This window comes from Methylosinus sp. H3A (genome assembly GCF_015709455.1).
Classification (GTDB): Bacteria; Pseudomonadota; Alphaproteobacteria; order Rhizobiales; family Beijerinckiaceae; genus Methylosinus.
In genome coordinates, this window is the sequence record NZ_JADNQW010000005.1 from 2,679,890 (window position 1) to 2,693,589 (window position 13,700).

Genomic DNA, 13,700 nt, shown 5'->3' on the forward strand with positions numbered 1-13,700 from the left:
AACGCCCGTCATAGAGTCTGGGCTCTCGGGAACAGGACGCGGCAGGCGAAAAAACCGGAACCTCCATCATGCAAAAAAAATCGAATGCTCGAGAAATGTTCGAATTCAATACAGAAGGATCATGTAGCGGGTGAGGTGGATCGCGCGCAGTCCGAGCGAGGCTTCTATCTCCGCCAATGATTGCAACGCGTCCTCCTCGGCGCCGAAGACGCCGGAGATGCGCTGCGCGCAGATCGTGGCGTCGATGCAATAGACATAGCCGCGATGATAGCGGCCGATGGCGGCGAGCACATCGCCGAGCGGTTGCTTGTTGACGATGAGCTTGCCGCGTCGCCACGCCGTCGCCGCATCGACGTCGACCGCCTCCGGCGCACGCGCCGTCGCATCGCGCTCGAAGCCCGTCTGCTGGCCTTGTTCGACGAGCACCGTCTTGCCGCCGCTGGAGACGCCGACGCGATGCTTGGTCACCGTCACGCGCGCGCCGGATTTTTCCAGAGCCACGTCGAAGGCGGTGCCGAGCGCGGTCACGCGGCCTTCCCCCGCCTCGACGACAAAGGGGCGCGTGGCGTCCGGCGCCACGTCGAACCAAGCTTCGCCGGAGAGCAGAGTGAGCCGCCGCTCGCCCGCCGAATAGCGCAGGGCGATGGCCGAGCGCGAGTCGAGCAGAACATGCGAGCCGTCGTCCAGCGTCACCAGCCGCTTCTCGCCGACGCCGGTGAAGTGGTCGGATTGCAGGCGGATGGCGATTTCATCATAGGTGGCGAAGGCGGCGACGGCCGTCGCCGCGGCGAAGGCGAGCGCGGCGGCCCGCATCCGGCCCGTGGCGCGCGGCGCCGGCCGCGTTTTGCGGGCCGGGCTCATGCCGGCGAGATGCCCGTATATATGTAGCACCTCGTCGAAGGCGGCGGCATGCGCGGGCTCTGCGCGCCAGCTCTCGAAGGCCGCGGCGTCGTCCGGCGGCAGGACTCCTTCACGCAGGCGCACGAACCATTCTATGGCGGCGTCCCCGGCTTCGTCCGGCGCGGGTTCCTTCGCCTGTTTCCCGGTCATGTCTCCATCCGTGCTCTCGGCGCCGCGCGGGCCGACAGTATAGATGACGCGGCTTCTGGGCGAGACGGAACCTCGAAACGGGAAAAAATCACTCGGCGTCGCTTCGCAGCGCGGCGCGGCAGGCGCGGAGCGCGAGGCCGACATGCTTGCGCGCCATGCGATCGGAAATCTCCATTCTCCGCGCCACCTCGGTGAGCGGGACATCCTGATAGATATGGAGATCGAAGGCTTCGCGGCAGCGCGGCGGTAGAGTCTCCATGGCCGCCTTCAACAGCGCCGAGCGCCTCTCATAGTCGAGCCGCTCCTCGATCGGCGTCTCCGGCGAGGGCGGATCGATCACATAATCGCCGAATTGGAGATGGCTCTCCTCGGTCTTGCGGCGGCGCGCGAAATCGCGGGCGAGATTGACGGCGATCTGCTTCAGAAAGGCCGGCGGATCGGCGATGGTCTCGGGCCGGTCGTGGCGGATCATGCGCAGGAAGGTCTCCTGCAGCAGATCCGGCGCGTCGACGGCGCCGACCTTGCGCACCAGAAAGCCGAAGAGATCGCGTTTATGGGCGAGAAACAGCTCGCGAAACCGCCAAGTCACGAATTCCGGCTTGGCGTTCGCCGGCCGATCGCCGCGCGAAGAGATCGATCGAGACAAAGGAGACGCCCTGGCTGGCGCGGAGCGCGATTGGTCCGAAAAGTCGAGACTTGCCGCTCGCCGGAGGGCGGCGGCATTCGATTTTTCTAAGCCGATGGCGGCGCGCGCGAGGACCAGGAGCTCGCCCAGCCGAGCGGCGGCGCGCGCGGCGACAGCGCCCGCGCTCCTATGCTGGCGACGCCGTCGGGGCGAACCAGCATGGGCGCGGCGGCGGGCGCGACGGCCGGCGGCTCCGCGTCGCGATCCGAGCACAAGACGCAATGATGCTCGCCGATGTGATGGGCGATGGGCCGGTCGCCGCTGTCGCGGGCGGCGGCGCAGAGCGCGCTCGCCGAAAGGCCCGGCCCGGAGGCCGCATGGGCGCGCGCCGCGGAGCCGAGCAGGGCGACGGCTTGCAACAGGGCGAGAAACACCGTAGCGCAGGCGAGAAGCCGGCGCGCCGGGCGGCGTATGGAGGAGACTGTCCTCATCGGCCGCGAAAATAGGTCCGCGGGAATTGGCTGGTCAATGAGCGAGCGCCGGCGCGGCCCACTATCCGAGCCGCTGTTGCGCGGCGGACACAGTCCCGGCCGCGCCGGACGGCTTTCGACCGGCGGATATACATCTTATCATGCGACAGCCGGCCGCCGCCGGGACCAGTCGAACGGAGAGAGGCCGGCCATGTTCCTGACGCGAGACGACGCTCTTGCCCTCGTCCAGCGCCTGCTCGCGTCGTCGACGGCGAATTCCTGCGTCATTCGGGTCGATGGCGAGGAGGCGCAGAGCCTGCGTTTCGCCGGCGGCGGCGTGACCACCAATGTCGCGACGGCGCGGGTGACGACGCGCGTCGAGTCGCATGTCGGCGGGCGCGTCGGCGCGGTCTCGGCAGGCGGCCTCGAGCCGGAGGATATCGCCCGCGCCGTGGCGCGCTCGGAGGAGATCGCGCGCCTGCTGCCGGAGGATCCGGAATTTCTGGCGCCGCTCGGGGCGCAGAGCTATCCCCACTCCGCGCGCTATGACGAGGAGACGGCGGCGCTCGATCTCGGCTTTCTCGCGCAGGCGACGGCGCGCGTCGTCGCCGAGGGAGCCGCGCGCTCGGTGAACATGTTCGGCTGCGCCGCCGCCGGACGGCGTTTCACGGCGCTGGCGTCGAGCGGCGGCCTGTTCGCCTATGACCGCGAGAGCTTCGTCGATCTCTCGACGACGGCGCGCCATCGCAACGACGGCTGGTCCGGCTGGGCGGGCGCGCGCCATTCGGCGGTCGCGCGTCTCGATCCCGCCGCCATCGGCCGCCGCGCCGCGCTGAAGGCCGCGCGCGACGAGGAGCCGCTCGATCTCGAGCCCGGACGTTATACCGTCATTCTCGAGCCGACAGCGGTGGGCGAACTCGCCCAATGGCTGATGTGGATGCTGCGCGCGCGTCCGGCCGACGAGGGCCGCAGCTTCTTCTCCCGGGCCGGCGGAGGGACGCGGCTCGGCGAGACTTTATTCAGTCCCGAATTCTCCATCGGCTCCGATCCGCGCGACGAGAACGCGCCCGAGGCGCCCTTCGGCGACGAGGGGCTCGCGCAGGAGGCGCGGCTCTGGGTGGAGAGGGGCGTGCTGCGGAGCCTCGCCCGCCCCCGCTTCTGGGCGCAGAAGACGGGCGCGGAGGCGATCCCACCGGCGGCGAATTTCACCGTGGCGGGCGGGCCGACCAGTCTCGAGGAGATGATCCGCGGCGTGCGGCGCGGCATATTGGTGACGCGCTTCTGGTACACCAATCTCGTCGAGCCGCGCAGCCTGCTGCTCACCGGACTGACGCGCGACGGCAATTTCCTCATCGAGAACGGCGAGATCGTCGCGCCCGTGCGCAATATGCGCTTCAATGAAAATCTCGACGGCGTCTTCTCGCGCATAGCGGCGATCGGCGCGAGCGAGTGCGTGAAGACCGAGATGGGAGGCGCGGCGATCTCAGCGCCGCCCATGCGGATCGAGGGCTTCGAGTTCTCGTCCAAGTCGAGCGGAATTTGACGATTTCGCCCGGCGATCTCCGCCGCCTCATCCGGCGCGCGGCGCCTCGTCATAGGATTTCTCTTCCACGATCGCCGAGCCGCAGGCCAGATTGATGCGGCGTTTCAGCGCCGCGCGATGGTCGTTGCGCTGATAGACGCTGCGCGCGAGCGCGATGAACTCCTCGCCGAAATCGCTCCGCTTCTCGTAATTGCGAATGTGGTCCTCTATGTCCCACAAAGCGAGATTGGTGTCTTTGAGCTCCAGCGCCAGCGCATCGAGCGCGCCGCCTGCAAAGCCGCGATCGTCGCGCAGGCCCTGCAGCAATGCGAGCTCGCGCGCCACATTGGCGCGTTTGGCGGCGTCGGCGATCTTCTCCGCCTTTATCTCGAGAATCGTGATGCGGTCGATGAGGTCGCCGACCGAGCCCGGAATGAGAATGGCGTCGGCCTGCTCGGGACGTCCATGCGGCGCCGCGAGCGCTTCGAGCTCTTGCGCCATGCGCGCGAAGACGTCGCTCCAATCGCCGCGCCTCGCCTGACGGAACAGCCGCGCGCTGCGATACCAGGGGCTGTCCTCGCGCTCCAATTGCCAGCGCCATTCGGGCGCATGTTTGATCGCGATCCACACCGGCTTGCCGAGCCCGCCGGCGAGATGGGCGATGGAGGTGTCGATCGTCACGACGAGATCGAGATTTTCGATGACCGCCGCCGTATCGAGGAAAGCGTCCGGCCCGGCGTCGAAATCGTCGCCGAGCGCCTCGACGCGCATGGGCGCGTCGCGCAATTGATCGGCGCCGAAATTCTTCTGCAGGCTGAAGAGTCGCACGCCGGCGACGGCGCCGAGCGGCGCGAAGGCGAAGAGCGGCGCGGCGCGCGCATGATCGGAGCGCGAATGCGAGCTGCCGTGCCAGGCGATGCCGACCTTCAATCCTTCGCCGGAAAGACGTTCGCGCCAGAGCGCGACGCGCTCCGGCTCGGCGCGCAGATAAGGCTCGCCCGGAATCGTCGTCGCGCGCGTCCCGAAGGCGCGCGGCAGGCTGCATAGCGTGACGCAATAATCATAGGCCGCGTCCTCTGCCGGCGCGGCGACGATCTCCACCGCTTCGCCGAGGCCGCGCATCACGCGCTGCAACGAGGGGCGGCAATGATAGGCGACCTTCGCGCCCGCCTGCGCCAGCATCGGCGCGTAGCGGATGAATTGCAGCGCGTCGCCGAGGCCGGCCTCGTCCAGAATGAGGATCGACTTGCCGGCGACGGGCTCGCCGCGCCACTCCGGCCAGCGATAGGCGACTTCAGCCTTGGGGCGGTCGTCGAGCACCCAGCGATGCTCGAAGAGCTCGAGGCCTGCTTCGAACTCGCCGCGCAGCAGCAGCAGCGTGCCCTTGTTGGCTTTCGTCTCCGCATGGCGCGGATCGATGGCGAGCGCGCGGTCGAACTCGGCGCGCGCCTCGTCGAAACGGCCGAGCTCCTTCAGCACGATGCCGCGCCCGCAATGCACATCCGGTTCACTATCGGCGAGGCGCAGCGCCTCGTCGAAGGAGGCGAGCGCCGCGTCGAGATCGGAGCGGCGCATCTCCACCATGCCGCGGCAGCGCCACGCCAGCGCGAAAGTGGCGTCGGCCGCAATCGCCGCGAGCGCGGATTCATGCGCCTCCTCGAGCCGGCCGAGCTCGAACAGAGTCATGCCGCGATTGGTCAGCAGCTTCGGATCGCCCGGCGCATGCGCGAGCGCCTCGTCGAAAATGGTGAGCGCCGCGACATGTCGCTTGGTTTCGTGCAGCGCATTGGCTTTTGTCAACAGCGCGGGGACATGGCCGGGCGCGATGCTCAGCACGGTGTCGCAGAAGGAGACGGCCTCCTCGAAGAAGCGCAGCGCGACGAGCGCGGCGAGCGCGCCATCGGCCGCGTCGAGATAGGTGGGGTCGAGCGCGAAGGCGCGCGCGAAGCAATCGAGCGCCTCCTCATGGCGCGCGAGGCGCGCCAGCGAAACCGCCTTGTTGCGCAGCGGCGAGGGATCGGCAGGGAGCAGCGCGATGGCGTGGTCGTAGTTTTCTATCGCGCCCGCATCGTCTCCCATCGCGTGCAGTGAGAGGCCGCGATTGGCGAAGCCCTGCGCATGGTTCGGCGCCTGCGCCAGCAATCGTCCATAGGCGTCGACGGCCTCGGCGCAGCGCCCGGCCATTTGCAGCGCGGCGCCGTAATTCAGCCATCCCTCGACATTGGCGGGATCGAGCCGCAGCGATCTCTCGTGATCGCCGATCGCCGCCTCGACGCGTCCAGATTTCTGCAACGCCACAGCGCGGCCGTAGAGCGCCTGCGCATGGTTCGGATCGATCGTGATCGCTTTGCCGAAATGATCGATCGCCGCAGCGTCCTGCCCGAGCGAGACGCGAATGAGGCCGGCGAGATAGCTCGCGAAAGCGTGGCGATCGACGAGATTGCGGGATGCGTCGATTTTACGCAGCGCGGTCGCAAGATCGTCCGCTTGCAGGCTCGCCATCAGCTCGGCGAGGAATTCGCTCGCATCGGTCGGCCGCGGCGCGGCGGCCATAAGTCGTTTCTGCTGTTTCGATTTCAACGCATAGGCCTCGACGCAGAGGGACGAAGCTTTCGACTAACGAGGCGAGCTTGTCTCGGACTGACGTTACATTGTTTCGGCGCCTGCGCGCCTGTGCGACGCAATGACGATTTATGACGTGTTAGTAATGCCGAAACTTCCCAAATCGCTTAATCCGTTAGAGGCGGGAATGCGCGAATCGATTCGCCTATGTTGGGAGAGAGGCGCGCCCGATGGTTAACGAATTGCGGGAGCAGAAGATGACCGAGTCTTTGAAGAGTGGCTCGTCGCTCGACGACAGTCTGGCGTTCATGGAGATGAACGAGTCCACCCGCTCCGCCCTGCGTCAGGTCAAGCCTGTCATCGCGCGTGCGCTCGGTCCGGCTCTCGACGCTTTCTACGAGAAGGTTCGCGGCGACTCGAGATTGCGCGGCTTCTTCTCGGACGAGCGCCATATGGCGGCGGCGAAATCCGCGCAGATGCGGCATTGGGCGCAGATCACCGAGGCCGAGTTCGGCGTGGAATATGTGCGCATGGTGACGGCCGTCGGCCAGGCGCACGCCCGCATCGGCTTGGAGCCGAGCTTCTATATCTCCGCCTATGCGCTCATCACCGAGCGCCTGATCCAAGCCATCGTCGAGGACAATCTCTCGGGCTCCATGCTGGCCGGCAAGACGCGCGTCGATCGCACCTCCCGCGGCGTCGCGGCGCTGGTCAAGGCGGTGTTCCTCGACATGAATCTCTCCGTCTCCGTCTATCTCGACGTGCTGCGCGAGGAGCGCCGCAGCGCCGAGGCGCAGCGCGCGGAGGCCGAGGCGCATCAGCGCCATGCGCTCGACATAATGGCGCATGCGCTCGAGGAGCTCGCCCGCGGCGATCTTCAGCGGCGCGTCGTCGACAAGCTCGACGGCGGCTTCGACAAGATCAAGGAAGACTTCAACAATGCGGCCGCCAAGCTCGCCACGGCCTTCGCCGATGTGGGAGAATCGGCGAGCGCGATCCGTTCGTCGAGCGTCGAGATCGCCAAGGCCTCCGACAATCTCGCGCGCCGCACCGAGGCGCAGGCCGCCAATCTCGAAGAGACGGCCGCGGCGCTCGAGGAGATCACCGCGACGGTGAACAAGACCGCCGACAGCACGCGCCATGCGAGCGAGGTCTTCGAGGTGACGCGCTCCGACGCCGAGAAGGGCGGCTCCATCGTGCGCGACGCGGTGGAGGCGATGCGGCGCATAGAGAATTCGACGCGCGACATCGGCAAGATCATCGGCGTCATCGACGAGATCGCCTTTCAGACCAATCTTCTGGCGCTCAACGCCGGCGTCGAGGCGGCGCGCGCGGGTGAGGCGGGACGCGGCTTCGCCGTCGTCGCCTCGGAAGTGCGCGCGCTGGCGCAGCGCTCGGCCGAGGCGGCCAAGGAGATCAAGGCGCTGATCGCCGCCTCCACCTCGCAGGTCGAGAATGGCGTGGTGCTGGTGACGGAGACGGGCGCGGCGCTGGAGCGCATCGTTTCGCAGGTCGGCGAGGTGAGCGGCGTGGTGCGGGACATCGCCGCCGGCTCGCGCGAGCAGGCGACGGGCCTCACCGAGGTGAATCGCGCGGTCGGCCAGCTCGACAGCATGACGCAGCAGAACGCCACAATGGTCGAGGAGACGACGGCGGCCAGTCACAGCCTCAGTCATGAGGCGGAGGAGCTCGCCAGCCTCATCTCCGTGTTCCGTCTCGAGCGCGGCGAGAGCGCGCGTTCGGCTTCCGTTCCGCGCGCCAGCGAGCGGCGAAGCGAGGCGGCTCCCGCACGTCGGCGCGTCGCCGCCGCGGGTGGACGCGGCGCTTCGGCTCCGGCCGCCGACGAAAGCTGGGAGGAGTTCTGATCCCCGAGGCTCCGGCCGCGCGGCCGGAGCGCATTTTTTTAAAAAGAAAACGAATGTTCTCGCGATGAGGCGACGCGCCAGACGATTGATCTGGCGCGATTTTTCTTCGCTCGACCGACCCCCTCGAACAGTCGCCGCGCTAAGTAGTTTCCACAGGCAGTTTGCCGCGCGCGCCTGTCTTACAAGCCCCCGATCCCTTCGCGAGGCGCAAGCTCTCGCCTCCAGATCGAGCCGAAGCGCGCGCGTCGCGCGCGGCTCGAACGCGACGTTCGCGCGAGCGCGTCCTGCGGTCGCGCCGTGGCGGGAAAGGCTTTCCCGGCTCGGGCGTCTGCGACGCCCGCGTGCGCGGAAGGGGAGAGGATGTCGGTGGACGAACAGGGCGATCAGCTTCAGGAACTCGAGGATCTGCGGCGGCTTCTCGTCGAGGCCGGGCAGAGTCGCGACCTCCGCGGAGTCGAAGCGGCGCCGGCGGAGTCCCGAACGCGCCGCGACGGCGCCGAGCATTTCTGCCGTCGGCTGCTGGAGCAGATGCGCGAGGGCTCGATCGAGCTCGCGCCCGACGGCGCGATCCTGCATTGCAATCGCCAGTTTCGCGAGATGATCGGGCGCCCCGCGGCGCAGCTCATCGGCGACAATGTTCTCGACCATGTCGCGGCCGATCAGGCGGAGCGCTTCGCCGCCTTCGTCGCGGCGCCGGAAGCGGCGAGCCGCGAGTTCGAGTTTCGCCGCGCCGACGGCTCGATGCTGCCGGTGAGCGTCTCGCTCGGCGCGCCGGCCGAGGATGCGCGGCCGCGCCTCGCCATCGTCACCGACCTCACCCAGACGAAATGGATGGAGCGCTCCTTCGCGGCGACCGAGGCGCTGCGCGAGCGTGAGAAATGGTCGCGGCTCGCGGTGGCGGCGGGCGGCGTCGGCACATTCGACGTCGATCTCGTCACCGGCGCGAACCGCTTCTCCGTCACCATGCATGAAATTCTTGGATTGGCGCCGGATCAGACGCTCGGCTTCGCCGAGGCGGACGCCATGCTGTTCGACGCCGACAAGCAGGATTTCGAGCGGAAATTCCTCGAAGCCTGCGCGGGCGTGAAGAATGGCGAATGGAGCCATGAGATGCGCATAAGGCGCATGGACGGCGCCGTGCGCTGGATCGCCATGGCCGGACAATTCGAGTTCCGCCGCAGCTCGCGCGGCGTCGTCGCGACGCGCGCGATCGGCGCCGCGATCGATGTGACCGACCGCCGCGAGATCGAGGATTCGCTTCGCCGCAGCAATGAGCGCCTGCGTCTCGCGCTCGCCGCCGGCGCGATCGGCAGCTGGGAATACGACGTCGCCGCGGAGGTCACGGAGGCCGATCAGAAATATCGCGAGATCTTCGGATTTCCGGCCGATCTGCCGGTCTCGCCGGAGGTCGTCCTCGAGGTCGTCCATCGGGACGACGTCGTCTCCGTGCGAGAGGCGATGCGCTCGGCGCTCGACCCGTCGGGGGAAGGGCGCCATCAGGCGGAATACCGCATCCACAGAATGAACGACGGCGCCGAGCGCTGGATCGCCTCCCGCGCGCGCGCGCTATTCGAGAACGGCCGCGCCGTGCGGCTGATCGGCGTCGTGAGCGACATCACGGAAAAGAAGGCGACGGAGGGCGAATTGCGCGAGAAGGCGCGGCTCGCCGATCAGCTCGCCGGCATCGCCGCCTCCGTGCCCGGGCTCATCGCCTCTTATCGCCTCGGGCCCGACGGCAAGGCCTCCATGCCCTACGCCTCTCCCAATGTGGAGGATGTCTATGGCATGGACGCCGAGACGCTGCGGCGAGGGGTGGACGGCAAATTCGCGCGCCTGCATCCGGACGATCTGCAGCGCGTTCGCGCGAGCATCGCGGAATCGGCGCGGACGATGACCGTTTGGCGGGAGAGCTATCGCTATAATCATCCGCGCAAGGGGTGGATATGGGTGGAGGCGCAATCGCGGCCGACGCGCGAGCCCGATGGCGCGACGCTGTGGCACGGCTATTTGCAGGATGTCACCGAGCGCAAACGCATAGAGCAGGCGCTCGTCGACAAGGAGGCGCGTCTCTACGCCACGGTCGAAGGCGCGCATGACGCGATCCTCACCGTCGACGAGAAAGGCGCGATCCAGTCGTTGAACTCCGCCGCTGTGCGCATGTTCGGCTACGCCAAGGCGGAGGCGATCGGCGCGCATGTCGAGACGCTGGTGCCGGTGCGCCTGTTCGGCGGCCGCAAGGCCTGCATCGGCGCGCGCTTCTCCGACGGGCCGGAGGCGCTCGGCAATGTCGTCGAGACGCAGGGTCGCCGCAAGGATGGCGCGCTGTTTCCGGTCGATCTCGCCGTCAGCGAGGCCTCCTATCACGGACGCCGTCTCTATATCGCCTTCGTGCGCGACCTCACCGAGCGACGCAAGATCGAAGCGCGCATGCAGAAGCTGCACGCCGAGCGGCTCGACGCCGTCGGCGAGCTCGCCGCCGGCCTCGCGCATGAGCTCAATCAGCCGCTCTCGGCGACGGCCATCTATCTGAAGGCGGCGCGCCGCCTTCTGCAAATGCCGCCCGATCAGCGTCCCGCCAATGTCGAGGACGCGCTCGACAACGCCGCGACGCAGATCGTGCGCGCCGGTCAGATCATCGCGCATCTGCGCGAGTTCATCTCGCGCGGCGAGCCGGACAAGACGCTGCAAAATCTGCACGACATTGTCGACGAGGCGCATGAGCTCGTCATCGTCGAAGCCAAGCAGTCGAACATCAATGTCGTGTTCCGTCTCGACGCCGCCGACGACCGCGTGCTCGCGGATCGCGTGCAGATCAAGCAGGTTCTCGTCAATCTCATGCGCAATGCGCGCGACGCGATGGGCGTCTCGCGCATGCGCAAGATGACGATCTCGACTTCGCTCGCAGGCCGGTCGATGATCCGGCTCGACGTCGCCGACACGGGGGCCGGCCTTTCCGAGGACGCGCGTGCGAGCTTGTTCGAGCCCTTCGCCACGACGAAGCCGAACGGCCTCGGCGTCGGCCTCACGATCGCGCGTTCGATCGTCGAGGCCCATTACGGAAAGATATGGGCCGGTCCCAATAGCGACGGCGGCGCGACCTTCAGCTTCACGCTGCCGCTCGCCGCGATGGAGGAGGAAGAGTGAGCGAGCCGACCGTCCATATCATCGACGACGACGCCGCCGTTCGCGACGCGCTGCGCTTGCTGTTGACGACCGAGGGACATGACGTCGTGACACATGGATCGGCCGTCGATTTCCTCGCCGACGTCGATCGCGCAGCCACCGGCTGCATCGTCACCGACGTGCGCATGCCGGAGATGACCGGCATAGAGCTGCTGCTGAAGGTGAAGAACATGGGGCTGTCGCTGCCGGTGGTGGTGATTTCCGCTCACGCCGACGTGCCGCTCGCCGTCCAGGCCATGAAGGAGGGCGCGCTCGATCTGCTGGAGAAGCCTTTCACCGACGAATCCCTCCTCTCCGCCGTGCGCCAGGCGCTCGCCTATGACAGCGGCAAGCGCGCGCGCGACCTCCAGGCGCAGGAGATCCAGCGCCGTCTCACCATGCTGACGAGCCGCGAACACGAGGTGCTGGCCGCATTGCTGAGGGGGCAGCCCAATAAGATCATCGCCCATGAGCTCGGCATCAGCGTACGCACCGTCGAGGTGCATCGGGCCAATGTGATGGCCAAGATGCAGGCCGGCAGCCTGCCGGAGCTGGTGCGAATGTCGCTCGTCCAGCCGCAGCGGATCGATCGCGAGGCGGAGGACCAGATCGAGGCGCCGCACGAAGAATGATGCGGCGGCGCGTCCGCTCTGCTACGATACTCGCATAAGTAGAAAAATATGAGATTTCACGCAGGCCCTCGAAAGTCCGGCGACGGAATCGGACGGTCGAGGGCGCATTTTGGAACGGAAACGCCTGTGGCTCGATCGCATATCGCCGACCCGCGACCCAGGGCCATATTGGTCTGCATCGCCGAGAGACGTCTGCCGCGCGCACCGCGGCCGGCGCGATCGCAGAGCGCCCTAGAGATGTGGGGCGCGACTCTGCTGGGACGATGGGAGGCGGCGGGTCTGCCCGTCGTCTTCGTCGAGCGCGGCCTCGCTTTGCAGCGCGCGGCTCCGTCCGCCGCGGCGTCGGCGCCCGGCGCGGCGCGCTTTTCCGGGGAGGACGACCTTCTGCGGCGGCCGACAGCGGGGGACGCCGTGCTTTGCGCGGAAGGGCCGTCGCTGTTGCGCGACGCGAATTTCGTGCGGCTGTTCGAGAGTCTCGGCGGCCCATTGCTGATCCTGCTCGGCGACGAGCTCGGCGATCTCGCCATGGAGACGGCGATCGACGGTTTCCTCGCCGGCCATCCGATCATCGTGGTCAAGGACGCCTCGCCCTTTCCGCTCGACGGCGAGGCGGAGATCATCGCCGCGCGCGGCGCGGCGCTGCCGCTCCTGTCCTGCTTCGCCCGGCTGATGGGCGCGGCCGAGCTGGCGCGGGACTGGACCGGCGCCGACTGATCCGGCCCCCGGCGCCGTTGCACGCTTGTTTGCCGGCGCGCCTTGTTTCCCGACGCGCCTTGGGCCAGTCTCCCCGCGCGGCGCAACAAGGTGAGGCAGGGGAGAGACGGATGGACATCAAGGAGCGGCTGAAGGACATAGCCGAGCGCGCGAAGCGCATCATTTTGTCGCCCAAGACGGAATGGGCGGCGATCGAGGCCGAGCCCACGACCGCGGTCGATCTCTATCGCAATTACATCATCTATCTGGCGGCGGTGCCGGCGGCAGCCAATTTCCTCGGCAATTGGCTGTTCGGCTATTCGCGCGGCGACAGCGTGGTCCATTACACGTTTTTCGGCGGCCTCATTCGCGCCGCCCTGCAATATGGGCTCGGCCTGCCGCTGCTCTATGGCGTCGCTCTGGCGATCTCCCGCCTCGCGCCGAGCTTCGAAGGCAAGAGCGACGATCTGCGCGCGCTGAAGCTCGTCGCCTTCTCCTACACACCCATCTGGCTCGCCGAGGTGTTCGGCCTCATCCCGGGCCTGCGCTGGCTGGACGTGCTCGGCGTCTATGCGGTCTATCTCTTCTATATGGGCGTCTCGCGGATGATGCGCAGCAAGGAGGAATATTCGGACGTCTTCACGGCGGCGGGCCTCGTGCTGGGCATAGCGGCGGCCTTTCTGCACGGCATGATCGTCCATATGCTGGCCCCCGCGCCGACGCCGTGACAGCGGGCAGGGGGGCGCGTCGCGCAGGCATGGCGGCGCGCGGAGCGAAGGGGTCGGAACGTGTCGGACGGCGAGCCTTCGGGCTCGCCGTCGTCGCGATGTGCGGAAGGACGATCGAGGGCCGTCGTCTGCGGGTCGTGGAGTGGTCTGAAATTTCCGCTCGTGACCCGAAGCGGACCTTGCCATGGCTCCGGACGAGCCACGATAAAGCCCCTCCCTTTCGCGCCAACTTTTCGCACGAAATTACAGCCCGCTGTTCATGAGTTATATTCGCCGTGGAATGATTGAATTCAGCACGCTGCCTAAAGTCACCAGATTCGAGTTGACCAAAACCATATAGCAAACACGATTGGATATCTGCGCCCGCCCTCTTCGCCGCCTTCTTTATTGT

General features: G+C 67.4%; 10 protein-coding genes. 6 read left to right on the top strand and 4 right to left on the bottom strand.

From position 1 onward, the window contains the following. Positions 1-105: 105 nt before the first annotated feature. From IY145_RS15510 to IY145_RS15520, 3 genes are all read right to left on the bottom strand, one after another. Complete coding sequence (locus IY145_RS15510) at positions 106-1,050, bottom strand: FecR family protein (RefSeq protein WP_246722058.1); 945 nt, start codon at positions 1,048-1,050, stop codon at positions 106-108. An 88-nt stretch (positions 1,051-1,138) separates the two neighbouring features. After that, positions 1,139-1,696: an RNA polymerase sigma factor gene (locus IY145_RS15515; protein ID WP_196409037.1), complete on the bottom strand. Its 558-nt coding sequence runs from the start codon at positions 1,694-1,696 to the stop codon at positions 1,139-1,141. Positions 1,697-1,782: 86 nt separating this feature from the next. Further along, on the bottom strand, positions 1,783-2,166 hold the full coding sequence (locus tag IY145_RS15520) for a DUF2946 family protein (RefSeq protein WP_196409038.1): 384 nt from the start codon (positions 2,164-2,166) through the stop codon (positions 1,783-1,785). 190 nt (positions 2,167-2,356) lie between these two features. Here IY145_RS15520 and IY145_RS15525 point away from each other — a divergent pair, with 190 nt between their 5' ends. After that, positions 2,357-3,688: a TldD/PmbA family protein gene (locus tag IY145_RS15525; RefSeq protein WP_196409039.1), complete on the top strand. Its 1,332-nt coding sequence runs from the start codon at positions 2,357-2,359 to the stop codon at positions 3,686-3,688. A gap of 27 nt (positions 3,689-3,715) precedes the next feature. Here IY145_RS15525 and IY145_RS15530 read toward each other — a convergent pair whose 3' ends face one another. Continuing rightward, positions 3,716-6,220, bottom strand: coding sequence for a DUF6165 family protein (locus IY145_RS15530; RefSeq protein WP_246722060.1), 2,505 nt, complete (start codon positions 6,218-6,220; stop codon positions 3,716-3,718). Positions 6,221-6,486: 266 nt separating this feature from the next. Here IY145_RS15530 and IY145_RS15535 point away from each other — a divergent pair, with 266 nt between their 5' ends. The 5 genes from IY145_RS15535 (at position 6,487) to IY145_RS15555 (ending at position 13,309) form a co-directional block, all read left to right on the top strand. Continuing rightward, positions 6,487-8,094, top strand: coding sequence for a methyl-accepting chemotaxis protein (locus IY145_RS15535; RefSeq protein WP_196409041.1), 1,608 nt, complete (start codon positions 6,487-6,489; stop codon positions 8,092-8,094). Positions 8,095-8,454: 360 nt separating this feature from the next. Next, entirely contained in the window at positions 8,455-11,238 is a 2,784-nt protein-coding gene (locus IY145_RS15540; protein WP_246722061.1) for a PAS domain S-box protein, read from the top strand. Then, positions 11,235-11,888, top strand: coding sequence for a response regulator FixJ (fixJ, locus tag IY145_RS15545; RefSeq protein WP_196409042.1), 654 nt, complete (start codon positions 11,235-11,237; stop codon positions 11,886-11,888). Before IY145_RS15540 ends, fixJ begins: the two co-directional genes overlap by 4 nt. Positions 11,889-12,014: 126 nt before the next feature. Then, complete coding sequence (locus IY145_RS15550; protein WP_196409043.1) at positions 12,015-12,602, top strand: hypothetical protein; 588 nt, start codon at positions 12,015-12,017, stop codon at positions 12,600-12,602. Between the two features lie 110 nt (positions 12,603-12,712). Next, positions 12,713-13,309 carry a Yip1 family protein gene (locus tag IY145_RS15555; RefSeq protein ID WP_196409044.1) on the top strand — a complete coding sequence of 199 codons (597 nt, stop codon included), beginning with the start codon at positions 12,713-12,715 and terminating at the stop codon, positions 13,307-13,309. Positions 13,310-13,700: the final 391 nt, after the last annotated feature.

What these genes read in the sequence shown, in the direction of transcription:
- IY145_RS15535 (WP_196409041.1), top strand. Translation starts at nt 6,487, where the DNA reads ATGACCGAGTCTTTGAAGAGTGGCTCGTCGCTCGACGACAGTCTGGCG.
- IY145_RS15555 (WP_196409044.1), top strand. Translation starts at nt 12,713, where the DNA reads ATGGACATCAAGGAGCGGCTGAAGGACATAGCCGAGCGCGCGAAGCGC.
- IY145_RS15520 (WP_196409038.1), bottom strand. Translation starts at nt 2,166, where the DNA reads ATGAGGACAGTCTCCTCCATACGCCGCCCGGCGCGCCGGCTTCTCGCC.
- IY145_RS15510 (WP_246722058.1), bottom strand. Translation starts at nt 1,050, where the DNA reads ATGACCGGGAAACAGGCGAAGGAACCCGCGCCGGACGAAGCCGGGGAC.
- IY145_RS15525 (WP_196409039.1), top strand. Translation starts at nt 2,357, where the DNA reads ATGTTCCTGACGCGAGACGACGCTCTTGCCCTCGTCCAGCGCCTGCTC.
- IY145_RS15540 (WP_246722061.1), top strand. Translation starts at nt 8,455, where the DNA reads ATGTCGGTGGACGAACAGGGCGATCAGCTTCAGGAACTCGAGGATCTG.
- IY145_RS15530 (WP_246722060.1), bottom strand. Translation starts at nt 6,220, where the DNA reads ATGGCCGCCGCGCCGCGGCCGACCGATGCGAGCGAATTCCTCGCCGAG.